Origin of the sequence: Nostoc sp. C117, from assembly GCF_043099735.1 — a bacterium.
Lineage (GTDB): Bacteria > Cyanobacteriota > Cyanobacteriia > Cyanobacteriales > Nostocaceae > Nostoc.
The window spans coordinates 6,315,868-6,339,529 of record NZ_CP170991.1 but is presented as its reverse complement, the minus strand read 5'-3'; the positions used below and the strand labels follow the sequence as shown (position 1 = coordinate 6,339,529).

Genomic DNA, 23,662 nt, shown 5'->3' with positions numbered 1-23,662 from the left:
TTACCCCATACCCAATAACAAAGGATAATTAACAACTTCTATGGCTATTACAGTCGAATGTCAAAAGCGACCAGAAGGTAGCAAGCCCAGAGCTTTGCGCCGTTCTGGAGAAATACCGGCAAATTTATATGGTCACAAAGGTACAGAATCAATCTCTTTGACCATTAACGCCAAAACTGTTGAACGCTTGCTCAAAAGAGCTTCAGTCAATAACACCTTGATTGATTTAAGCATTACTGATGTACCTTGGCGGGGGAAAGCCCTGCTGCGGGAACTTCAGATTCATCCTGCAAAAGGTACACCTTACCACCTCAGCTTTTTTGCGGTTGCAGGTCATGGCGACACCACTGTAGAAGTACGGTTGCGTTTTGTGGGAACTGCTGTTGGTGTTAAACAAGATGGTGGTGTGTTAGACACCGTAATCACCGAATTGCAAGTAAGTTGCGCGCCTGAAAACATCCCAGATGTCATTGAAATCGATGTCTCTAACCTACAAATTGGAGACAGCTTGCATATCAGTGATATACCCTTTGCTGAAGGCGTAACGCCTCTGGCTGAATTGGAGCGACTTGTTGTCAGCGTTTTACCACCACAGATTAACGCTGATGCTGAGACGGAAGCTGAGACAGCATCGTAAGCAAAGAGTGGTAAGTTAGGAACTTCCAGGTAATAAATTATTCAATCTTGTGGGGTGGGCATCTTGCCTACCCTTGGTTAATGGGCGGGCGAGACGCCTATCCCATAATACATATTTGGATATTCTTTTATTTCTCAGTTCCTTAAAAGTTAGGAGTAAATACGCGATTAATCGCCTATGCACACGAGTTAGGAGTTCCTATCATTCCTTGGGCTCTTCTGCTCCCTAGCTCGAAACTCAATTAGTAAACTATGTAATAATTTTTGATGTTACCGGGGGGAAACTCCTGGTTTTTTTGTATTTGAACCGCCGAGGCCAAAAGATGACAGAAGTCAGTCTTCCAGCTTTAATTGAGCAAATGTTGCAGCCGGAATTTTATCCCCATGAGGTAACAGAATCTATTCAACTGATTCAAACTCACGTTTCTTATGTGCTACTAACCGGGGATTATGCCTATAAGCTGAAAAAACCAGTTAATTTTGGCTTCTTGGACTTTTCGACTTTAGAGAAGCGGCAGCATTTTTGTCAGGAAGAGTTGCGGTTGAATCAGCGGGGAGCAGGTGAACTATATTTAGAAGTTTTAGCGATCGCTCTGGTAGGAGAACAATATAAACTAGGGAATACTGGAGAGCCAGTAGAATATGTGCTGAAGATGCGCCAGTTTCCCCAAGACGCACTATTAAGCACACTTTTTGAACAAGGTAAGTTAAATGAGAAACACCTAGATGCTTTGGGACGGGTGGTGGCTCAATACCATGCTCAAGCTGAAACGAATTATTATATTCGGGGTTTTGGTGAAGTGCCAAATGTCCGGGCTGCTTTTGACGAGAATTATGAACAATCTGAAAACTATATCGGTGGTCCCCAAACTCAGGCACAGTTTATAGAAACAAAGCAATATACAGATAAGTTTTTTGCAGAACGTCAAGATTTATTCGCTAGCAGAATTCAAAACGACTATATTCGTGAATGTCACGGCGATTTACACCTGAGAAATATTGCGCTGTGGCACGATAAAATCTTGCTGTTTGATTGCATTGAGTTTAATGAGTTGTTTCGCTTTGTGGATGTTATGTACGATGTCGCGTTCACGGTGATGGATTTAGAAGCCCGCCAACGCCAAGACTTGGGTAATGCGTTTTTGAATTCTTACATTGAGCAAACTGGAGACTGGGAAGGTTTACAGATATTACCTTTGTATTTAAGCCGTCAAGCTTATGTCCGGGCAAAGGTAACTTCATTTTTGCTAGACGATCCGAGTGTACCTGCGACAGAGAAGGAAGAAGCGACAAAAACCGCTGGTGATTATTACAAACAGGCTTGGGAGTACACTAAACCAAAGCAAGGACAACTAATTTTGATGTCAGGGTTGTCTGGTTCTGGTAAGAGTACAACAGCCAGGCTTTTAGCTCGTCAACTAGGAGCAATTCACCTGCGTTCAGATGCAGTACGGAAGCATTTAGGGGGAATTCCGCTGTGGGAGAAAGGTGGCGATGATTTGTATACACCGGAAATGACCGAAAAAACTTATACACGGTTGCTGTCATTGGGGATTATACTGGCTAATCAAGGTTTTTCAGTAATTTTAGATGCCAAATATGACAAACAACAGTTGCGCCAAGAAGCGATCGCCCAAGCGAAAAAACACCAACTTCCGCTACAAATTATTCAATGCACAGCACCGCTAGAAGTTTTACAAGACCGTCTGAATAAACGTACTGGTGATATCGCCGATGCCACCGCCGATTTATTAGACTCACAACTCAAACAAGCTGAAGCCTTCACTGAAGAAGAACAATCTTACATCAAGATTTTAGATACAACTCAATCACGAGAAGCACAATTAAAAGCAGTAATTCCCCAATAGCTTTTTTAGTTTATGGCAGACAAAAAAAACGACTTTTTCACGATTTCTCCCAGCTTCTTTTCTCAACTTTTATTTGGGGCATTTCTAACGTTTATATTAATCATGACTGGCTCGGCACCAGCCCTGAGCATCTTCTTAGGGATTATGGGCGGTTTTATTTTAAGTGGAATTACCAATGCAACTAATAATAGCCCCCAAGCCCCAACTGTAGCCTCCTCTGATGGCGTCGATGCCGGATTGAAATACTGGTTATTTTTCATGCTTGGCTTTGTATATTTGGGATATCCTGCACCCATGAGTATCTTGCTAGGTGGAATAGGCGCTTTAGGTGGAGGTTGGATTACTGCTTGGTGGGGAAGCAAGGAAGAAACTAAAACTCAATTACAAGTTGAAGAGTCTCAAGAAGGCGAAATTGAACAACCCAACGAGAGGATTAACAAACGGCAAACAAGAAGAACCACCCGCCGTTCCCGTCGCGCTCCTGGAAGTAGTTTCAATTTTAGATTTTGGCAAAGGTAGGAATTGGAAATTGGGCATTGGGTACAAGGGGCACAGGAGAAAGACTTTCTGTAAGGGAGTTTCTAATAAAAAACATCCAATTTTTCTTGTGGGGTGGACATCTTGTCCGCCCCAAGCCTTGGGCAATCGTCTCGCCCACCCCACAATCTTGGATAATTTATTTCTTGGTAATTAATAAATTCTCCTCATCCTCTATTCCCCATTATGTTTTTATATCTCTCGAAATTACTACCACTATTTTTTTATCCGCTAGGGCTAGCTTGCGTCAGTTTAGTCGTAGCATTAGTTACATTGTGGAAACGACCACGCCTTGCAGCGATCGCCATTTCTTTTGCACTAACTTTACTCCTCTTTTGCAGCAATGCTTGGATTGCTAAGTCACTGGTGCGATCGCTAGAATGGCAAAATCTTCCATATGCCGAAATACCCAAGGCAGAAGCAATGGTGGTTTTGGGTGGTGCAACTAAATCAGCTTCTCCTCCCAGACCTACTGTTGATTTGAGTGAATCAGGCGATCGCGTGATTTACGCCGCACAACTGTATCGCCAAAAAAAAGCGCCTATCATCATCCTCAGTGGTGGGCGTATCGATTGGCGTGGCAGTGGTTCACCAGAGTCGGCAGATATGGCAACAATACTCACATCTATTGGTATTCCATCTGAAGCCATTATCCAAGAACCAGACTCTCTGAACACTCATGAAAATGCTGTAAATGTCCGAAAAATTCTGGAAGCACGTGGTATTAAACAAGTCTTATTAATTACTTCGGCAATGCATATGCCGCGATCGCTGAAGATTTTCCAACGTCAAGGAATTAATGTTATTCCTACACCAACTGATTTTCTCGTTACTCAGGGTGAAATGCAAGAACTTGGCAGTACTCCCAAAGCCGCTATACTAAACTTATTACCTGATACTGATAACTTGCACCAATTTACCACAGCTTTAAAAGAGTATATTGGTTCTTTTGTCTATCGCTTACGCGGTTGGCTTTAATTAAATTATGTCTAAAAATTTACCCTATATTCTTCCATCGCCTCAGCCCCAAATTGAGGAAGCTTTTGCCGGTTACCAAACAACCCATCAGTTTTATCACGAAGTTCAGAAACGGGCAGAATTTCAGCATCATTGTGAATGGTATCATACCACAGCTGAGCGCAACCGCCAAGACTTACAAAAAATGCGCGGCGAACTGAATATTTTCCAGTGGTTTCGCCGCCGATGAATGATTTAGATGATTTCTAACTCATTTTCGCGTAAGTGGGCTTTAAACTTTTTACTAAACTGGACTAAAATCGGCAGATTAGCACTTACTGGTCTTTCTCGCCATTGGGTGGCAATACCTATTACATCGCCTTCTGTGCCTTTGATGTCAAAAGGCTGATTTCGATGTTCAGGATGATGATACACCACTACCGAATCTTTAACGCGGACGCGATCGCCAACTTTCATAACAACATTTACACCTAACATTTGCTTTTCCACAAGTATCTGCTACAAAATATATGATTAAACCGCCTAAAATTTGATTTAATCAGTTATTTCTTGACCCTTCATCGGTTTGCAACAGTGCATTTAACCCTCTTTACTCAGCCACGTTTTCAGCATCCGTCTCTACTTTTCTGAGTTTTTTGCCGCCTTAATGTTTATCGCTACCAGGCCACGTTTTACCCTAAAACCAGGGAAACGAAAAAAAATCAAGCGATATTCAGATGTCCTGACTGCTTTAACAAGAGATGCAACCTTTTTATCTTCACTCTAGGATGTTCCTTAGGTCAACTCTCTCACCAATTTTCACCCATAGCAAATGTTTAACTATTCCATATTGGTAATGAGTCGAGAGTGCGAATAATTGCGATCGCAGTCCAGAAAACAGTTTGACAATGGGCTAAAATTGAGCCAAGCTAACCAAACCAAAGCGTCATGACTGCGATCGTTAATGCAATTTCAGTTTCTTCTCCAGCAGGGCTTTGTGAGAAATCCGGGTGACGGGTTTTCAGTCATCAGCCATCAGTCAACAGTCATCAGGTAAATGTACAAATTAAATGCGTAACAACTTATCACTGGGAAATAGACAAAACCCAATCCTTTAAAAGTTGGTTTACTCGATCGGGTACTTCATCGTGGGGACAATGACCTGCTGTGAGAAAATGTTCTGTAAGTTCAGGATAATATTGACGAAACTTTTGAGAACGTTCTCTAGCATTCATCCAAGGATCGGCTTCTCCCCACAAGATTAATAAAGAACAAGTTAATTGCTTTAATAGCACATCAACTTTTTCTCCTTGAGGAGTGCTAAAAACTGAAACAAACACATCCATTGCACCTGGATCGAAAGCAGGGCGATAAATTTCTTCTACTAATTGGTCTGTAATCGCGCTCTTGTCAAGATAAACTTTCTCTAGGGTTTGACGAATTACCCAACGTTGTCGGACGTATTGAAATAAGAGAAATTGAGCTAAAGGTTGTTGAAAAATCCACTTAACCGAATCACCCATAAGTTTTTCTAAAGAAGAAAATTGTTTGGGTGGCTGAATTTGACTTTGTAAAGCTTCAGGTTCTGATGTAGGTTGGCTTTGGCTAAATGGCCCTGCACTATTGAGTAACACTAAACCAGTTGCACTGTCAGGACGTTGTGCTGCAACGCACAAACAGGCATACCCACCAAGAGAGTTACCTGCTAATACTGCTTTTTGACCAATCACTTCACTGATAAAATCTTCAAGTTGGTCGCGCCACAAGTCGCCACTATACTGCAATTTCGGTTTTGCCGATCGCCCAAATCCCAAAAGATCGATCGCAAATACTTCAAAATCTTGGCACAATCCTGTGATATTCTTGCGCCAGTGGTCTGTGGAAGCACCAAATCCATGTACCAAAAGCAAAGGCGGACGTTGCGTTTGCTTTTCTCCAGCACGCACATAGTAAACATTGTGCCCGCGCCACTGCCAATATTTACCAGGAATTGGGGTTGTAGAGAGGGCTGTAGTTACCTGCATGATTCAAAGAAGTGTTAAGTAGCTCTAATAATTGTAGGCTAGTGGGGAGTGAAGAGTAGTCCTTCTTGTCCATGCCCAATAACAAATGACAAACAAATTGATTACAGGTAAAACTAAACTACTAGGAGTCATTGGACATCCAATAGAACATTCGCTGTCGCCGGTGATGCATAATGCGGCGATAGCTCACTTGGGATTAGATTATGTTTATCTGCCTTTTCCCATAGCACCAGAAAATTTGGAGATGGCGATCGCAGGTTTCGCCGCTATTGGTGTTGTCGGCTTTAGTGTGACGATACCTCACAAACAAGCCATCATACCCCTACTTTCCGAAATTACCCCTCTTGCTCAAACTATTGGTGCAGTAAATACTGTTAGCCGCCAAAATAATCAATGGGTAGGCACAAATACAGATATAGAAGGATTTATCGCTCCTTTGCAGACAACATATAAACAAGATTGGAGTCAGAAAATAGCAGTGATTTTAGGCAATGGTGGCGCAGCCAGAGCAGTTGTTGCAGGTTGTCACCAGCTAGGTTTTGCCAAAATTTATGTGTTGGGGCGCAACGTGCAGAAATTACAAGCCTTTTGCAATAGTTGGAGTAATTCACCTATAAACGAAAATTTGCAAGTCGGTACATGGGATGAACTAGCAAACTTAATTCCTCAAGCTAATCTGCTGGTAAACACAACCCCCATAGGTATGTATCCCAAAGTTAATGAGTCGCCTTTGAGTGTAGAGGAAATAGCGAATTTACCAACAGGTGCGATCGCTTACGATCTAATATATATTCCTAAACCAACGCAATTTCTAGAGCTAGCACAAAAACAAGGTGCAATTGCGATCGATGGCTTAGAAATGCTCGTCCAACAAGGAGTAGCAGCATTAAAAATTTGGTTCCAGCAGGAAAATATACCTGTAGAAGTGATGCGCGAAGCATTGAGAAAGCATCTAGGTTATGCAACTACTTATAAAGCTACAGATACAACCATTTAGAAACACAAATGAAATCTGAGTTCAAAAATTATGAATAATATTATGTCCACCTAATCAATTATCAAAAAAATTTTCCTCGTCCCCGCATCCTCGGGTCAGTCTAAATGATAAGGGAAAATAAATTATCCAATATTGTGGGGTGGGCGACACGAGTGCCCAAGGCTTGCGGCGGACAAGATGTCCACCCCACAAGAAAAATTGGATGTTTTTTTATTTGTCAGTCGCTAAGTATTCAACCATACATGATATTACAACCACTCTCCACCCCGAAAACGCCAACGCAGAAATATAATTCGCATTAAGCTTTGAGAAGTAATAAAAACTGCTAACCAGACGACTGTATAGTGCAATAAAAAATCTCTTGGGGACAATTCTTCTTTGGGTAAAGGTATTGGTAAGAAGCCGAACAGTTTTATTCCGCAGAACACAAATATTAATTCCCAAATACCCGCTAAAAGTTGATAGATTGCCGGCCAATCTCTGTCCCAACGAAATTTTTGCAGATAATTATAAAGTACATCCCAACCTAACCCAAAAACAGCTACATAACCAAGTATCCAAAAATAAACGGAGTTAGCACCAGAACCAATCAAACCCATTGCAAAGGGCAAAGATACAAATACACCCACAGTTGCAAGTAAAAATAATCGAGTTTGCCAGCGGCCAAGTAAAGTTGGTGTCATAGGAGTATTGTTAGATTTTAGACTTTAAATATTTTCTCGGAGGAAAAATTCAAAATATAAAATTGGTTATGACGATGGTTTGAGTTGGTAATCAAATTTAGAATGATAATTTTTAATTGCATCCCAATTTATGACATCTTCTAACAAGGCTTGATAACCTACTGTATTGGGATGAAGTCCGTCATCACTCAAGCGTTTAATTCGCCAAGTTTCACCGCGTTCTATCCATTTCTCAAAAATATCTAAATAGGGAATTTGCCGTTTATTACAAGCAATGCGAGTTGCTTCTTTGTAACGGTACTGATCGACATGATTATAATAAAAACAATCTAAAAATGGCATTTTAGCTTCATCTACTGGCACCATGCCCACAAATAACACAGGACAGAGTTGTTGTGCTAAATCTAACAGAGAAGCAATTTCTTTTTCAAATACAGTAAAATCTGTGTAACTTCGACCATCGGGACGTGCTAAACGCGCTGAGTCATTTACGCCTACTGATAAAATAATCAAGTCAGGAACACGATTTCGCAGTTCACCGCGATGGCGAAATTCAACTTCTAGCCTTTGAGCTACTTGTTGCGTGCGATCGCCCCTGACCCCTAAATTATAAAGAACATGACCAGCACTATCCGGCAACATCCACCATCGCCGTAGTTGCTCAATCCAACCTCCTTTTTCCGGGTCGCCGAATCCATATATTAAGCTGTCCCCCAGTGCGACAATCTTCATTGGCTGAAAGTGATTTGGTGGTACAGACAGCTGCATTGAGGAAGATGCTGAAATTGTGTGCATTTAAGAACTATATTTTATATCTATTCAAGATTCTATACATTTCTATACCATACATGGCTATCTTTAAAGATCCAAGCATCTATAAGGTTTTTAGTTTTTGATGTGGTTGCAAGGTTAATATTGCCACAGTTGAGCCTTTAAGGCTGACAGTTGCGCCTTTGATACGGAAAATTACCGCTTTGAGGCTGACGGTTGCGCCTTTGATGCGGAAAATGAGTAATGCCACATCTGGCTGAGGTTCTGAGTTCTTATCCAAAACTACAGGATTTTGAGCAGCAACCATAACGTGTTTCCCCAACAACTGCACCAACAAATTAACTAGTCGATTTACACAAGCAGCGTGTTTTGTCCTAATAGGTGACATCTCAATAATCTCTCCCCGAATCAATTGCACCCGCCCATCTTCTTTCAAAATCCCCGACTCAATCATTTTATGATATTGGTCAACTGTGAATTTCTGTCTTAGCAATTACACAGACATCGCTACCTCAACTACTGCTTATCTTTTAATTATTCTCCAAAATAGGGATGAGGAAGTGAGTACACACGCGACAAATCGCATCTGTACAGAAATAGAGAATAAATATTATGATTATGCAATTCTTTTTTCAAAAAAAAGAAGACAAAGAGCGATCGCTTTAACTGTAATTTCTAAATTTCTTCCCGACTCTTGTACAGACGCGATTCATCGCGTCTCCCTTTTTCAAGCTAACACTGTTGAAATAGCTCTGCAAAACTTTTCGAGGCTGCTTCAGGTTTAGCAACGATCTCGACTATTTTATTGCGTGCTGCTGGTTGTAACAGCGCCTCTACACTAACTTGGGCAACTTTTTGCCGAGGAATGCTACCGTCAAACAGTGTATCAGCACTCTGCATGACGATAAAATCGGTATTGTCTTCATTCTTCAAACCTCCAGGTCGGACAATCGTATATGTAAGACCACTTTTCTGGATGTATTCTTCAGCTTGTTTTTTCCACACCAAAATCAGCCAAAACAAGTTCAGTGGATGGAAAAGCACAGAGGTACATAAAGAAGAAACAAAAACAAAATGCTCAATTCCCTTCGTCTTCGCAGCATCTACTAAATTTTTCGTCCCTTCAAAATCTACTTTATAGGGGCCAGTGGGGTCAAAGCTGGGTTTTGCGCCAGTGGCGCACAGTAAAACTGTGCTATCTCCCAATGCACCAGCCAGAGTTTCTGGTTGTAAGATATCCCCTACCACTAATTCAGCTTCTGGAGAGAGAATAGCCCTAGCTTTTTCAATATCCCTCACCAGGGCTATGACAGGGATATTCCGCGCTACCAACTCTTGAACGATTCGGCGACCTGTTTCACCCGTTGCCCCTGCTACAAATGCTTTCATGAGAAATGTTATCCTGGGAAACTATTATGTGCTTGTTTAGTTCTTTATTTTAGTGATTCTATGGAGCTGATAGCAGATTATTGAGGTTTCTGTCAAAATAGGACATTTGTGCGAAATAACCCAATTAAGCGGGGAATTATTAATATAGACAAACGCCAAAGTATACAGTGATGCATTTATGCTTTTAAGAAACGGCGAATTTCAATCCTTGGAAATAACAGAAACAGTTTTACCAGTAGCGACTAGCCAAGAAGAAGCAGAGGAAACATTAACTGAAGCAAATGTAGCAACCCTGACAAAATTTTACGGTCATTATCAAGACTGTATGGAAATGTTTGCTCCAGTAGAGAAGGTTGCTGAGCATCTCAATTCTCACAATTCATGGTTTTCCCGCTGTGCGGAACCGATGAAGGTACAAGAATTAGGGGAAAATGGCTATGCTCTGACAATTGGTCGTTTTGGTTCTTTTGGTTATGAAGTAGAACCAAAAATTGGTTTGGAATTATTACCTCCAGATGAGGGTATTTACCGCATCCGTACAATTCCCATTCCTGATTACCATCCGCCTGGTTATGACGTAGATTATCGAGCATCTCTGAAGTTAATAGAAAATGTGGGAACTGATATTTCTACTAGTATTGGGGAGGTGACGAGAGTTGAATGGGAGTTGGATTTAATCGTTTATTTACACTTTCCTAGATTTATTCAGCGATTACCCAAGTCTTTAATTCAATCTACAGGCGATCGCTTACTCAATCAAATCGTCCGCCAAGTCTCTCGTCGCTTAACTCGCAAAGTCCAAGAAGATTTTCACAAATCTTACCAAATACCCTTTCCCAAGAATTCTCACAAAAAGCGCTAACTCAACAGTCGTTTGTCATTTGTCATAAACTCATGACAAATGACAAACGACTAAGCTTTAGTGAGAAGTCTTTGGATAATTTGCACTCCAGTAAAAGCTTGCCAAGCAAAAACCCCCAGAAGCGTGAAATTCAACAAAATATGAGTTGCACGTGCCCAATTTGCTCCTTTTTGCATATAAGGAGACAAAGCCGCAGAAGACGCTATCAAACCCGTCATTCCCAATCCTGCTAGCAGGTGAGGTCCGACAAACAACTTACCATTATTGATGTAAGTGACAGCCATCCCTCCAATCGCACCTATCACCATCAAAGCTAGGAGTATAGACCCGATTTGGTAGTGTCTGAGGTTATATCTACCTTTAATCAGTTCTTTCTTTTCTTCTCCCTGAGCATTTCTGGTACGCTGTACTTGCAAGCCCAAATAGGCTGCATAAACTGAAAGTGCCAATAACCCCCACATAATCGCGGGATGAAAGAAGTTCAGCCAATATTTCACCGAAGCAGAAAGTTCCAAACTCATCGTGTCCTCGTCCAATTGTTAAATCTTCACAAAAATTAGCATAACTCGATTTTATGTGCTTAAAGTTGCACAATTTGAAGAAGAAGTCAGAATTGAGAATTTAGGACATTGGTTGTAAGCTGATGCGCGTCTAAAGTATATAAACACTCTTGATGGTCGTTGACTGTTAACTGTTGACTGTTGACGGGTTTTCAGTCATCAGTCATCAGGTAAATGTACAAATTAAATGCGTAACAGCTTACAAAAGACTCTCCTGGTTTCTTCATCCCCATCATTGCTTTGCGTCTTTGCGTCCCCGCATCCTCATTTTCCCCTCTTGCCAAAGTGCATAAACAATCTCAGACTAAATTTTGAGGCTAGAAGAATAAAACTTTCCTGGGTGGGATCTGAATCCATGACTGAAAACAACGATACTTTGCTGCTCAATGCTGCTAAAAATGGGGATATCAAAGGGCTGTGTGCGCTACTGGCTGCTGGTGCAAAGGTAGATGCGTGCGATCGCCAAGGTACCACAGCGTTAATGTTTGCTGCAAATTTAGGCTACACCGAAATTGTGCGATCGCTATTGGATGCTGGGGCAAATATTAATTTACCCAGAAAACTCTATGGTTTGACGGCTTTGATGTTGGCAGTCAGTGCCAAACAACTTGACATTGTGCAACTTTTAATATCTAAAGGTGCTGATGTAAATGCCAGTAATGAAGATGGCAGCACAGCTTTAATGGCAGCAGTACTCAAAGGTTATGTGGATATAGTAAAAGTTTTACTGGCTGCTGGTGCGGAAGTGGATATTGCTGACAAAGATGATGATACAGCTTTGAAACTGGCAGTTAAGCAGGGAAAAATAGAAGTTCTTGAAGCAATTCTCCAAACTGGTTTAGATGTCAATTTACCAGATGAGGAAGGTGAGACACCTTTAATGTTAGCGGCGGACTTGGGACATCTGCAAGTTGTGAAAGTATTGCTGGCGGCGGGGGCTGATCCGAAGGCGAAAAACGCGGATGGTGCAACTGCGTTATCAGCGGCGGTGGCGGCGGGACATAGGGCGATCGCCGAAGCTTTACTAGATGGAGGTGCAGAGATTAATCTTCAAGACCAAGATGGTGAAACAGCCTTACACCTTGCCGTTGTCGAGGGCTATGTTGATCTCGTGCAAGTCTTGCTTAACAAAGGTGCGGATGTCCAAATTAGAAACCATCTCGGCGATACGCCACTACTCGTAGCAGCATTGCAGGGACACAGCCAAATTGTCGAAGCACTGCTGCATTTTGGAGGAGATATTAATGGAAAAAACCTCGGTGAAGTACCTTTGACACTGGCTGCATCACAAGGGCACACTCAAACAGTGAAAGTCTTGCTAGACTATGGTGCTGATGTGAATATTCCAGCAGAGAATGGCAAAAGTGCTTTGATTAAGGCAACTGAACGCAACCACACAGAGATAATACATTTGCTGTTGGCAAAAGGGGCAGATGTGAATTTTCAAGACTCTGCAAGGGCAACAGCATTGATGTGGGCTGCTTCCGCAGGTTATGGAGAAATTGTGCAGTTATTACTCCAAGCTGGGGCAGATGTGAATTTGAAAAACCAAGGCGGTTATACTGCTTTGATGATTGCAGAATTTAATGGTTATCAAGATGTAGTGCGGAGTCTACAAAAAGCCGGGGCACAGGATTAACAATTCAAACCTCCTTGCCTTAATTAAGTGATAAATTTTAAACCTAAGAAAAGAGCCGCTACAGTTCCTGCTACAGAAATTTCACCTTGAATAATTTTCTCTAAAATTGATTCTATGGGAATTAATAGAATCTCGATTTCTTCGGTAATATCTAGTTGTTGCTCTCCAACTTTACTAACATTCTCTCCTAAAAATAAATGTATTTGATTGGTATCTTTGCTTGGCTTATCGTATAAAGTTCCGATTTTTCTAACTTCTTGGGCAATATAACCCGTTTCTTCGGTAAATTCTCTAATTGCTGCTACTTCGGCACTCTCTTTTGTTGGATCGAAATTCCCTGCTGGCAGTTCCAAAAAAAAATCACCTACGGCGTGTCTATATTGCCGGACAAAAATAATTTCTCTACTACTAGTAATAGGTAAAAGCATTGCAACGTCAGGCTTAATACTGACAAAATAATCATCAATAATTTTCCCATTGGGCAATTCTATTTCATCTTGTCTGACCTTATACCAGTAATGGTCTAAGACCATTTTTGATTTTAAAGTTTTCCATTTTTTTAAGTTACTCATAAATTCAGTAATTAAGAAAATAATGTATAAAAAATTTAGCGATCGCTCAATGAATGTAAAAAAGTATAACAGATGTATCCGATAATCTAAAATTTGAACTTACACTGGCTTTTGCATTAACATAATATGCATAAAAAATATGCAAATAAATGTAAATTTATTTACAGTCAACAAGAGATTTCCCTTGACTATTAGTCGGGGTACAACTGCACAAACAACGAATATCTGGGTGAGGATTTCCGAAGATGGAATCGAAGGCTGGGGGGAAGCATCGCCATTTGGTGTGGGTAATCATCGGCAATCAACTGATACAATCAAAAATGCCCTAGAGCAAGTTGTGCCGATGTTACAAGCATTCAATCCCTTGCAGCGGCAGGAAATTGAGCAAATTTTAATCCAAAACCAGATGCCTTCTGCTGGGAAAGCAGCCTTGGATATGGCACTGCACGATTGGCTCGGTAAACGCGTCGGATTACCCTTGTGGCAAATTTGCGGACTCGATCGCCACGCTATCGTCCCAACTTCTGTGACAATTGGCATTAATTCACCAGAAGGTGCGATCGCTAGAGCAAAAGATTGGTTAAAATTTACCGATGTTCGTCTTTTCAAAGTCAAGCTAGGTAACCCAGATGGCATCGAAGCAGATCAAAAAATGCTCTTAGCAGTGCGAGAAGCAGCACCAGAACCAGAATTTTTCGTTGATGCTAACGGGGGCTGGAGTTTAGAAGATGCGATCGCCATGTGCAATTGGCTAGCTGATTTAGGTATAAAGTATGTAGAACAGCCATTACCAAGAGGACAGGAAGAAAGTTTAACAAAACTCAAACAAAACTCTCCTCTGCCCATCTTTGTTGATGAAAGTTGTTTTACAAGCTCTGATATTCCCTATCTCGCAAACTACGTGGATGGTATTAATATCAAACTGATGAAATCAGGCGGACTAACCGAGGCAATACGAATGGTACATACAGCTCGAGCCTACGGTCTACAAGTAATGTTTGGTTGCTATTCTGACAGTTCGCTGGCTAATACAGCAGCAACACAGCTAGCACCACTAGCTGATTATTTAGATTTAGACAGTCACCTTAACTTAATTGATGACCCTTTTACAGGTGCATTGCTAAAACAAGGAAGAGTTTTGCCAAAGGATTTACCAGGTTTGGGAGTACAACATAGTGCGTCTAACACTTAATCAACGAATAGCTATTTTACTTCATGAGGGAATTAGAGGTTCTCACGGCAAAACAGGGCTAGCAATTTTACGTTACAGTGAAGCCCCCATCGTAGCAGTAATCGATCGCGAGTCTGCTGGTAAATCCCTACCAGAATTAACAGGTATCAAGCGTAATGTGCCGATTGTGGCATCTGTAGCCGCAGCCCTAGAATATCAACCAGAAGTCTTGGTAATAGGCATCGCCCCAGGAGGTGGCGCTTTACCGGATGATTACTGGCTGGAAATCAAAGACGCTCTAGAAGGTGGAATGTCCTTGGTAAATGGTTTACATACAGCAATGGCAAATATGCCAGAATTAAATGCACTGCTCAAACCAGGGCAACTAATTTGGGATGTGCGGAAAGAACCGTCTAATATTGGTGTTGCTAGTGGAATGGCACGTACACTTTTGTGTCGGCGGGTTTTGACAGTGGGAACCGACATGGCGATCGGTAAAATGTCAACTAGCCTAGAGTTACATTGGGCATCAAAACTGCGGGGGTGGAGTTCTAAATTCTTAGCCACAGGACAAACTGGGGTGATGTTGGAAGGAGACGGTGTAGCTTTAGATGCCGTGCGGGTAGACTTTGCTGCTGGTGCTGTGGAACAGATGGTTATGCGCTACGGCAAAAACTACGAGATCCTGCACATAGAAGGACAAGGTTCACTGTTACACCCTGGTTCAACCGCAACCCTACCGTTGATTCGTGGTTCTCAACCAACTCAACTAGTGTTGGCACATCGAGCTGGACAAGTTCATGTACGTAATCATCCACATGTATTAATTCCACCTTTACGTAAGGTAATCCAGCTTTATGAAACTATTGCTAGTGCTGGTGGTGCTTTTGGAACAGTACCTGTAGTGGGTATAGCTCTTAATACAGCCCATCTAGATGAATTTGCGGCTCATGAAGCGATCGCTCAAACCACAGCAGAAACAGGTCTACCTTGTACCGATGTAGTCCGTTTTGGTGCCGATGTGCTATTGGATGCGGTGATGAAAAATTAGGTTAGCTTGGGAGATGTGGGGAGTGTGGGGAGTGTGGGAGGTGTGGGAAGATGAAGAATGAAGCGGTCGAAATTAAAGAAGATGGAAGAAAAGGGAAAAAGTATTTTAGAACTCATGAGGATTTAGCCATTTATCGGCGTTGCTGATTGAAAGTATGAATTAGTCTCACGCAAAGGCGCAAAGGCGCAAAGAATCGTTATTTAGTTATATTGAAAAATGTCAATTCATACTCTGATTCAGCAACGCCATCATCCCATATTCAGCAACGCCGATAATTCCAACTCCTCTTTAAGAACCGGCCTTTGATGATTGAGTTCCTGCTGGTTTGGAACGCTCTTGTTGGTAAAAGCGGACAACTTTTTGCACATAGTCAGCAGTAAAGCCTTTGTTGCAGCCTGTATAGTTACCAGTCATCCACCAACAAGCAGCACCACGCACAGATGCAATTTCATTATAGTTGGTGGCGGCGAACTGATTGGTTAACTCACGGCGAGTAATACAGGATACAACTTGGCGGGCGATCGCGGGGCTGTTTTCAAACTGCGTCGGTGTTAGTTCTCGTTTGAGACAAGTTCTGGACCAGCCTTTGAGGGTTTCTGGTTGAACTTGCCATTGGCTGTAAAGTCCATCGTTGGGATTTTTTGTCTGCGGTGCAGCTTGTCGCAACGCTTCTACCATTGCCGCAACTTGGCGATCGGAAACCTGCTGCTGTGCTTGAGCCAATAATGGTAATAGTCCGAAGCTAAAAATAACTCCACCGAGTACTAATGTTATAGGATTTTTAATCATCAATTTGGAATTATTTTAGATATTACGATGTATCATATTATATTTTTACAGTCATCAATCCTTTGTAGAGACGGCGATTTATCGCGTCTCTTGCCTTAACCAAAACATATTGCCAACTAAAAACTCACGAAGTAATTTTATTTTTACTATGCAAATAGCCAAACGCGATGATTGGAAAACAGAACCTATGCCTTCTGAGTCCACAAATATAACTGTAGAAAAAGTTTACTCACAGCAAGAGTTTGACCGCATTACTACTGGAGTAATTCCAGAGTGCATGGAACATAAATGGTTCATTTTCTATGAGGCTCCTTGGCTATACATGCATCGTAGTTGGACTGGTTTATGCGTTTTTAAAGCGCGTTTTGAGGTGGTTGGAGAAAGCGTCAAGATTACCCAAGTGCAGGTAAATCGAGATCCAGCACAATACTCTAACACCGATAAAGAATACGATGCCTCTTTGTTAAAAATGTTGCTCGATTCACTAACTAATAGGCGACTTAGATATTAACTAGATTTTCTACAGTATCGGCATCATTGGGTAATGCAGCTGTTAAAACTTCGCTGCCTTCTGTTGTAACTAAAACATCATCTTCAATGCGGATTCCGCGTACATCATAAAATTGTGATAAACGCTGCCAATTCACCACATTCTTATATTTTGAGCGTATATTGGCATCATTTAAAATTGCTGGTACTTGATAAAAACCAGGTTCAATTGTGACTAACATTCCTGGACGCAAAGGACGATTTAAACGTAGGTAGCCCAAGCCAAAGCGATCGCTTCTTGTTCTTCCTTCTTCATACCCTGCTAAATCGCCTAAATCTTCCATATCATGAACATCTAAACCCAGTAAATGACCAATACCGTGGGGGAAAAACAAAGCGTGGGCATCCATTTCTACCAAATCGTTGGGATTTCCTTGGAGAATGCCTAAATCCACTAACCCTTCAGCGATCGCTCTAGCAGCTAGGAAATGAATATCCCCATACTCCACACCAGGATATATTTTGGCAATGCAAGCATCATGGGCTGCGAGGACAACATTATAAATATCTCTTTGGGTAGATGAAAACTTGCCCGAAACCGGCCAAGTACGAGTGACATCACCAGCCCAACCAGTCTCGGTTTCAGCACCAACATCAGCGAGAACTAAGTCACCTGGTTGCAAATTATGGTGATACTGCTCGTTATGTAAAACTTCGCCGTGAACAGTGACAATACTGTTGTAGGAAGTGGTCATATTATGAGCAATAATTACTCCTTCCATTGCTCCACGAACTTCTGCTTCTAATTTGGCTTGAGGTGTTGCAGCCATACCAGCTTTGTGTGTCTCAATAGTGACAGCCGCAGCTTTTCGCAACTCAGTTAATGCAGCATCATCGTGGGTGAGACGGAGAGAAACGATCGCCTTAGCTAATTCTAAGTCAATTCCTTCGGGAGGACTTTGGGGTAAAACCCATCTATTTAATAGCTGTGATTGCTGCGTCCAAGTAGCGGCGTCTTGTACTGCGATCGTCGCGGCATTTTCTACCCAAGATCCTAATTCTGCCATTGGTCGAGCCACATCTGCACCAATCTTGTCGGCTATTTCCTCCCGTGTTGGCATTTCTCCATACCAAAGGGCGCTGCTGGGTGAAGGATCTTCCATGAATAATTCTAGCTTGCCCGCCTCTAAGCGAATTGCCGCATTTAATAGTGAGAGTCCTGCAAAATAAAGGAAATGACTGCTTGCGCGAAAGGGAAAGGCATTTGCGCGAAAATTGCGTGGGCTATTATTACCCGACCACAGAATTGCGGGAAAATTAATTAAGCTGGCTAGTTTTTGTCGTCGCTGGCGTAAGGTATCAACCAGGGAATTAGAAGTTTGTTGGATAAGCATAAATAGAAAGTTGAAAAAAGGATGAAGCTTATTTAGTCTTTATCATCATTATGTTTACCATCATTCTCTTTATCATCGTCCTTATCATCATCTTTGTCGTCGTCATCATTGTGATTGGGGTTCCCTTGACTAGGTTCTAAAGTTGGTTTTTGTTGCTCACTGGGAGCAACTGGCCTTGGTACTTGAACAACACAGCTAACTAATCCTCCAGAAATTAGCACCAAATTAACAATAGCAAATATGGCTCTAAGCATTTTTAGCTTTATATTTCCGTTTGATCCTTTCATAAATACACCCTTGGCAAGTAATCCTGCTATGAAGTAGCGATGGAGATATGAAAGTGTATTATAACGAGAGCAATGTTTATAATGAGCTAGTTTTCAGCCTTTTTCTCACCAAACAAATAATCATAGTAATTTGTAAAGTAAAACAAACGCTGGATTAATTTGTGCAGGTTAATGCATTAAAATTGCAGGTCAATGCATTAACATTGCAGGTCGATGCATTAACATTGCAGGTCGATGCATTAACGTTGCAGACCGATGCATTAACGTTGCAGGTCGATGCATTAACATTGCAGGTCGATGCATTAACATTGCAGGTCAATGCATCAAAGATGTATTACCTTACATCTTTGATACAACTTTGTGGTTTTTAGACGATAGTAAAATTAGCAGCAGTCAACGTCGTAGTATTAATCCCCGTCAACGTTGCCAAAACTTCATCAGTCGCAGTAACAATGATTTTGTGACCAGAGAAACTGAGTTGACCAAAGCTTAAACCCCCAGACAATCCAATTAAATCATTCTCCTTGCAGAAGTCAGTAATAGTATCAGTACCTTGAGTTGCAGCTAAGACAAATTTATCTTTGCCATTGCCACCAGTCAGGGTATCGTTACCAGAACCACCAGATAATCTATCATTACCATTACCACCGCAGAGAATATCTTTGCCATTACCACCACAAAGTATGTCATTACCGTTACCACCATTGAGGGAATCTTTGCCATTGCCACCATTGAGGGAATCTTTGCCATTGCCACCATTGAGGTAGTCATTACCAGGAGTGCCGTTTAGATTGTCGTTGCCGTTGCCACCAAAAAGGCGATCGCCTACTTGCACAGTCACCTTTGCAGTACTAGTTAATTCACCATCGCTAATGGTGTATTTAAAGCTAGCTGCACCACTAAAGCCGCTAGTTGGCGTAAATAAAATGAAATCATCTGCTGTGTTATTGGGAGTGCCGTTATTTTTCAGCACCGCAGTCCCGTTAATTGCACGACTAACACCAGTAATAGTGAGTTTGCTGCTGTCAACATCTGTATCATTAGCCAGCAGAGTATTTGCTTGGATACGCACACCTGTATTTTTGGCAGCGGTAACAGTATCATTGACGGCAACTGGTGCGTCATTGACTGGCTTGACGTTTAGGTTAAAACTACCAGAAACAGTGCCGCCATTACCGTCAGCAACAGTGTAGGTAAAGCTGTCAGCGCCGTTGTAGTTGGCATTAGGGGTGTAGATGAAGTAGTCATCGCTGGGGTTGCCAACAGTGCCGTTGTCGTTGAAGGTGAGTTTGCCGTTAGCAGGGTTGGCAAAGTTACTAATGCTTAGAGTATCACCTTCAACGTCTGAATATCTGCTCAAGATGGTGCTGGCAAGGATCTTAACTGCGGTATCTTCTTGGGTACTAGCTGTAGTTGCAAAGCCAAAGATGACGTAGCTCTGCCCTGAACGAGTCTGACCATTGGGGGAGGCCAAGGATGCCCCGATAATCAGGTCATCGAAGCCGTCGCCATTGATGTCTCCTCCACCACTAACAGAGGAGCCTGAGAAGTCATTGGCATTAATGCCGTTGAGTGCTAAGCCGTTACTGCTATTCAGGGATGAGAGGTCAAAGCTAGCTCCAAAGCCACTACTGCTGCCAAACACCACGTAGCTCTGCCCAGAAAATTCACCGTTGGGGTCGGCACCGAATGCTCCAATAATCAGGTCATCGAAGCCGTCGCCATTAAAGTCTCCGGCACTGCTAACAGAGCAGCCGGAAAGGCTATTGGGATTAATACCGTTGATTGCAAAGCCGTTACTCCCATCTAGAGACGAGAGATTGAGACTTGCTCCAAAGCCACTGCTATTGCCAAACACCACGTAGCTTTTTCCAGGAAGTCCCTGAGTGCTAGTGCTAGCATTAGCATTTGTTACACCAATAATCAGGTCGTCAAAGCCATCGTGGTTGAAGTCTCCGGCACTGCTGACAGAAGACGGTAAGTAGTTAAATGAATCATTAATGCCGTTGATCGTGAAGCCGTTGCTGCCATCCAAAGACGAAACGTTGAGACTAGCTCCAAAGCCATTGCTCTTGCCAAACACCACGTAGCACTGTCCAACATATGGCTGACCGTTGGGACTGACACCCCTTGCCCCGATAATCAGGTCATCGAAGCCATCACCGTTGATATCTCCCGCACTGCTGACAGAGGAGCCTAATAAGTCACCTGTATTAATACCGTTGATTGCAAAGCCATTGCTGCCATTCAAGGACAACAGGTCAAAGCTGGCTCCAAAGCCACTGCTACTGCCAAACACCACGTAGCTTTGCCCAGCATTATAGTTGCCGTTGGGATCAGCACCGGGTACCCCAATAATCACGTCGTCGAAGCCGTCGCCATTGATGTCTCCAGCATTACTAACAAAGCCTAAAGCGTCACGCTCATTAATACCGTTGATCGCAAAACCATTGCTACCATCCAAGGATGACAGGTCAAAGCTGGCTCCAAAGCCGCTGCTACTGCCAAATACCACGTAGCTCTGCCCAGCATATTGCTGACCATTGGGGTCAGCACCGGATGCCCCAATAATCACGTCGTCGATGCCGTCGCCATTGATGTCTCCGGCATTACTAACCAAGCCTAAAGCGTCACGCTCATTAATACCATCGATCGCGAAGCCGTTACTGCCGTCCAGGGATGAGAGGTTAAAGCTAGCTCCAAAGCCACTGCTGCTGCCAAACACCACGTAGCTCTGCCCAGCACCTACTTTTCCGTTGGGTTCAGCAGAGGGTGCGCCAATAATTAAATCATCAAAGCCGTCACCGTTGATATCTCCGGCATTACTAAGGTCGGAGCCTGAGAAGTCACCCTCATTAATCCCATTAATTGCAAAGCCGTTGCTGCCATTTAGGGACGAGAGGTTGAAAGCAGGAATTAATGTGGTGGGTGCATCATTAACTCCGTTGATGGTCAGGTTAACAGTCGCTGTACTCGTCAAGCTACCATCGCTGATCGTGTAAGAAAATGTGTCACTGGCGGTTTCACCTACACCCAAACTTTCAAATTGAGCGTTAGGGTCGTAGCTAAAGGTGTTATCAGCATTGAAAGTCAGTAAAGCACCAGAACTCAAGGTAATAGGAATGCCTATCGACGGTATCATACCGTTGACATTTGTTACCGTTAAGGGATTATTATCTGGATCGCTGTCATTGGCTAACACCGAAATATTAATGGTAGTGTCTTCATTGGTAGTAACTGTGTCGGCAACTGCCACTGGAGGTTGATTCGGAGGTGTAGTAGTTGCAAAACCAAAAATGACGTATCTCTGCCCATCCAAATTTGGGAGGCGGCGTGAATAAGAAGTTGCTCCGAGACTCAAGTCGTCAAAGCCATCGCCGTTGATGTCTCCAGCACTACTATTCAAAAAGCTATATCCACCGTTGATCGCAAAGCCATTGCTGCCGTTTAGAGATGAGAGGTCAAAGTTAGCTCCAAAGCCACTGCTGCCACCAAACACTAGGTAGCTCTTCCCTTGAGAAACCTCACGGAAGATTCCTCTATCGTAGTAACCACTTCCCCCAATAATTAGGTCGTCGAAACCGTCACCGTTAAAGTCTCCAGCACTGCTGACGGAGATAAATGAGTAGTTATTTGCATTAATGCCGTTGATCGTAAAGCCGTTGCTGCCATCCAAAGACGAGAGGTTAAGGCTAGCTTCAAAGCCAGTGCTGTTGCCAAACACTACGTAGCTCTTCCTAGCACCGCTTGCCCCAATAATCAGGTCGTCGATGCCGTCGCCGTTAAAATCTCCAGCACTGCTGACAGGTCTGCCTGAAAAGTTATTTGCATCAATGCCATTGAGCGTAAAGCCGTTGCTGCCATCCAAAGACGAGAGATTGAGGCTAGCTTCAAAGCCAGTGCTACTGCCAAACACTACGTAGCTCTCTCCAGCATCTATCTTGCCGTTGGGGTCTGCACGATCTGCCCCAATAATCAAGTCATCAAAGCCATCACCGTTGATATCTCCAACGCTGCTAACGGAAGCGCCTGAGAAGTCATTTACATCAATACCGTTGATTGTGAAGCCGTTGTTACCATTCAAAGATGAGAGGTTAAAGCTAGCTTCAAAGCCAGTACTGCTGCCAAATACCACGTAGCTCTCTCCAGCATTCGTCTTGCCGTTGGGGTCAGCACCTCTTGCTCCAATAATCAGGTCGTCGATGCCGTCGCCGTTGATATCTCCAGTACTGTTAACTGAGAAGCCTGAGTAGTCATTTGTATCAATTCCGTTGAGGAGAAAGCCATTACTGCCATTGAGGGTGGACAGATTGAGGCTAGCTTCAAAGCCAGTGCTGCTGCCAAACACCACGTAGCTCTCCCCAGAACCGCCGTTGTCGTTGGGCGAGGCAAAGGGTGCCCCAATAATCAAGTCATCCAAGCCGTCACCGTTAATGTCTCCGCCAGTGCTGACGGAGAAACCTGAGAAGTTATATGCATAAATACCAGTGAGAAAAAAGCCATTGCTGCCGTTGAGAGTGGATAGGTTGAGTTTAGCTTCAAAGCCACTGCTGCCACCAAACACCACGTAGCTCTCCCCAGCAAAATTGCCACCTGCATACTGTGCCCCGATAATTAGGTCGTCGAAGCCGTCGCCGTTGATGTCTCCGGCACTACTAACGGATTTGCCCAAGTAAGAGCCTACGATCGCAAAACCATTATTCCCGTTCAAGTCAGACAGGTTAAAAACTGCTGGATTAGCTGCCATTGCTGTTGATTCCTGTTTTTATTTTGTAAACGATCTAAGTTGCATAACAGGAGCGCTGAAAGCACTCACTAACAGCAAATCATTTGAGAAAAATAAATAACTATTAGTTAATACAACTAAGTAATATGTACAATTTCAGACTGTACATCGTATATCTCTCTAAAGATAGGTGATTTAATACATAACTAAAAATTATGTACAATCTATCTTTGGTTACCCTAATTCTCGTTTTAGAGATT

At 42.7% G+C, this 23,662-nt stretch carries 23 protein-coding genes and 1 pseudogene; 12 read left to right on the top strand and 12 right to left on the bottom strand.

Features of this window, described 5'->3' with window-relative positions:
- Nucleotides 1–40 precede the first annotated feature (40 nt).
- From ACFG4S_RS27205 to ACFG4S_RS27185, 5 genes are all read left to right on the top strand, one after another.
- Nucleotides 41–637 (top strand): 50S ribosomal protein L25/general stress protein Ctc, encoded by a 597-nt coding sequence (locus ACFG4S_RS27205; protein WP_392532045.1) that lies wholly within the window; start codon nt 41–43, stop codon nt 635–637.
- Nucleotides 638–959: 322 nt separating this feature from the next.
- Entirely contained in the window at nt 960–2,504 is a 1,545-nt protein-coding gene (locus tag ACFG4S_RS27200; RefSeq protein WP_392532044.1) for an AAA family ATPase, read from the top strand.
- Between the two features lie 12 nt (nt 2,505–2,516).
- Nucleotides 2,517–3,023: a hypothetical protein gene (locus ACFG4S_RS27195; protein ID WP_392532043.1), complete on the top strand. Its 507-nt coding sequence runs from the start codon at nt 2,517–2,519 to the stop codon at nt 3,021–3,023.
- A gap of 204 nt (nt 3,024–3,227) precedes the next feature.
- Complete coding sequence (locus tag ACFG4S_RS27190) at nt 3,228–4,019, top strand: YdcF family protein (RefSeq protein ID WP_392532042.1); 792 nt, start codon at nt 3,228–3,230, stop codon at nt 4,017–4,019.
- A 7-nt stretch (nt 4,020–4,026) separates the two neighbouring features.
- Nucleotides 4,027–4,248, top strand: coding sequence for a hypothetical protein (locus ACFG4S_RS27185; protein ID WP_392532041.1), 222 nt, complete (start codon nt 4,027–4,029; stop codon nt 4,246–4,248).
- Between the two features lie 5 nt (nt 4,249–4,253).
- Here the strand turns inward: ACFG4S_RS27185 and ACFG4S_RS27180 are convergent, their stop codons facing one another.
- Together ACFG4S_RS27180 and ACFG4S_RS27175 are read right to left on the bottom strand one after the other, a co-directional pair.
- Nucleotides 4,254–4,475 carry a ferredoxin-thioredoxin reductase variable chain gene (locus ACFG4S_RS27180; RefSeq protein ID WP_392536091.1) on the bottom strand — a complete coding sequence of 74 codons (222 nt, stop codon included), beginning with the start codon at nt 4,473–4,475 and terminating at the stop codon, nt 4,254–4,256.
- A 608-nt stretch (nt 4,476–5,083) separates the two neighbouring features.
- Nucleotides 5,084–6,022 carry an alpha/beta fold hydrolase gene (locus tag ACFG4S_RS27175; protein WP_392532040.1) on the bottom strand — a complete coding sequence of 313 codons (939 nt, stop codon included), beginning with the start codon at nt 6,020–6,022 and terminating at the stop codon, nt 5,084–5,086.
- An 85-nt stretch (nt 6,023–6,107) separates the two neighbouring features.
- Between ACFG4S_RS27175 and ACFG4S_RS27170 the strand changes: the two genes are divergently transcribed.
- Nucleotides 6,108–7,019: a shikimate dehydrogenase gene (locus tag ACFG4S_RS27170; protein WP_392532039.1), complete on the top strand. Its 912-nt coding sequence runs from the start codon at nt 6,108–6,110 to the stop codon at nt 7,017–7,019.
- A 248-nt stretch (nt 7,020–7,267) separates the two neighbouring features.
- On the opposite strand, the gene ACFG4S_RS27165 is transcribed toward ACFG4S_RS27170, so the two are convergent.
- The 4 genes and pseudogenes from ACFG4S_RS27165 to ACFG4S_RS27150 all read right to left on the bottom strand — a co-directional run bounded on the left by ACFG4S_RS27165 (nt 7,268) and on the right by ACFG4S_RS27150 (nt 9,862).
- Nucleotides 7,268–7,702: a hypothetical protein gene (locus ACFG4S_RS27165; RefSeq protein WP_392532038.1), complete on the bottom strand. Its 435-nt coding sequence runs from the start codon at nt 7,700–7,702 to the stop codon at nt 7,268–7,270.
- 66 nt (nt 7,703–7,768) lie between these two features.
- A complete protein-coding gene (locus tag ACFG4S_RS27160; RefSeq protein ID WP_392532037.1) occupies nt 7,769–8,497 on the bottom strand; it encodes a GDSL-type esterase/lipase family protein in 729 nt (242 codons plus the stop codon).
- 214 nt (nt 8,498–8,711) lie between these two features.
- A pseudogene (locus tag ACFG4S_RS27155) lies at nt 8,712–8,927 on the bottom strand (Uma2 family endonuclease); the annotation flags it as partial.
- Nucleotides 8,928–9,205: 278 nt separating this feature from the next.
- The gene (locus ACFG4S_RS27150) at nt 9,206–9,862 is read right to left on the bottom strand and encodes an NAD(P)H-binding protein (RefSeq protein WP_392532036.1); all 657 of its coding nucleotides are present in this window, start codon (nt 9,860–9,862) and stop codon (nt 9,206–9,208) included.
- Between the two features lie 178 nt (nt 9,863–10,040).
- Between ACFG4S_RS27150 and ACFG4S_RS27145 the strand changes: the two genes are divergently transcribed.
- On the top strand, nt 10,041–10,724 hold the full coding sequence (locus tag ACFG4S_RS27145) for a DUF1997 domain-containing protein (RefSeq protein WP_392532035.1): 684 nt from the start codon (nt 10,041–10,043) through the stop codon (nt 10,722–10,724).
- Nucleotides 10,725–10,774: 50 nt separating this feature from the next.
- Here the strand turns inward: ACFG4S_RS27145 and ACFG4S_RS27140 are convergent, their stop codons facing one another.
- On the bottom strand, nt 10,775–11,245 hold the full coding sequence (locus tag ACFG4S_RS27140) for a DUF4079 domain-containing protein (RefSeq protein WP_392532034.1): 471 nt from the start codon (nt 11,243–11,245) through the stop codon (nt 10,775–10,777).
- 394 nt (nt 11,246–11,639) lie between these two features.
- Here ACFG4S_RS27140 and ACFG4S_RS27135 point away from each other — a divergent pair, with 394 nt between their 5' ends.
- The gene (locus ACFG4S_RS27135) at nt 11,640–12,923 is read left to right on the top strand and encodes an ankyrin repeat domain-containing protein (protein WP_392532033.1); all 1,284 of its coding nucleotides are present in this window, start codon (nt 11,640–11,642) and stop codon (nt 12,921–12,923) included.
- A gap of 23 nt (nt 12,924–12,946) precedes the next feature.
- Here the strand turns inward: ACFG4S_RS27135 and ACFG4S_RS27130 are convergent, their stop codons facing one another.
- Nucleotides 12,947–13,495 carry an NUDIX hydrolase gene (locus tag ACFG4S_RS27130; RefSeq protein WP_392532032.1) on the bottom strand — a complete coding sequence of 183 codons (549 nt, stop codon included), beginning with the start codon at nt 13,493–13,495 and terminating at the stop codon, nt 12,947–12,949.
- A 139-nt stretch (nt 13,496–13,634) separates the two neighbouring features.
- Here ACFG4S_RS27130 and ACFG4S_RS27125 point away from each other — a divergent pair, with 139 nt between their 5' ends.
- The gene (locus tag ACFG4S_RS27125) at nt 13,635–14,687 is read left to right on the top strand and encodes a dipeptide epimerase (protein WP_392532031.1); all 1,053 of its coding nucleotides are present in this window, start codon (nt 13,635–13,637) and stop codon (nt 14,685–14,687) included.
- Entirely contained in the window at nt 14,671–15,717 is a 1,047-nt protein-coding gene (locus tag ACFG4S_RS27120) for a DUF1611 domain-containing protein (RefSeq protein ID WP_392532030.1), read from the top strand. The genes ACFG4S_RS27125 and ACFG4S_RS27120 overlap by 17 nt, the downstream gene beginning before the upstream one ends.
- Before the next feature lie 288 nt (nt 15,718–16,005).
- Here ACFG4S_RS27120 and ACFG4S_RS27115 read toward each other — a convergent pair whose 3' ends face one another.
- On the bottom strand, nt 16,006–16,506 hold the full coding sequence (locus tag ACFG4S_RS27115) for a hypothetical protein (RefSeq protein ID WP_392532029.1): 501 nt from the start codon (nt 16,504–16,506) through the stop codon (nt 16,006–16,008).
- Nucleotides 16,507–16,654: 148 nt separating this feature from the next.
- Here ACFG4S_RS27115 and ACFG4S_RS27110 point away from each other — a divergent pair, with 148 nt between their 5' ends.
- The gene (locus ACFG4S_RS27110) at nt 16,655–17,017 is read left to right on the top strand and encodes a hypothetical protein (RefSeq protein WP_392532028.1); all 363 of its coding nucleotides are present in this window, start codon (nt 16,655–16,657) and stop codon (nt 17,015–17,017) included.
- Here ACFG4S_RS27110 and ACFG4S_RS27105 read toward each other — a convergent pair.
- Nucleotides 17,007–18,389 (bottom strand): aminopeptidase P family protein, encoded by a 1,383-nt coding sequence (locus tag ACFG4S_RS27105; RefSeq protein WP_392532027.1) that lies wholly within the window; start codon nt 18,387–18,389, stop codon nt 17,007–17,009. The two genes, ACFG4S_RS27110 and ACFG4S_RS27105, sit on opposite strands and share 11 nt — an antisense overlap.
- 32 nt (nt 18,390–18,421) lie before the next feature.
- Complete coding sequence (locus ACFG4S_RS27100; RefSeq protein WP_392532026.1) at nt 18,422–18,643, bottom strand: hypothetical protein; 222 nt, start codon at nt 18,641–18,643, stop codon at nt 18,422–18,424.
- A gap of 194 nt (nt 18,644–18,837) precedes the next feature.
- On the opposite strand from ACFG4S_RS27100, the gene ACFG4S_RS27095 reads away from it, so the two are divergent.
- A complete protein-coding gene (locus ACFG4S_RS27095) occupies nt 18,838–19,047 on the top strand; it encodes a hypothetical protein (protein WP_392532025.1) in 210 nt (69 codons plus the stop codon).
- Here ACFG4S_RS27095 and ACFG4S_RS27090 read toward each other — a convergent pair.
- Nucleotides 19,044–23,423, bottom strand: coding sequence for a beta strand repeat-containing protein (locus ACFG4S_RS27090; protein WP_392532024.1), 4,380 nt, complete (start codon nt 23,421–23,423; stop codon nt 19,044–19,046). The genes ACFG4S_RS27095 and ACFG4S_RS27090 overlap by 4 nt on opposite strands.
- Between the last annotated feature and the right edge of the window lie 239 nt (nt 23,424–23,662).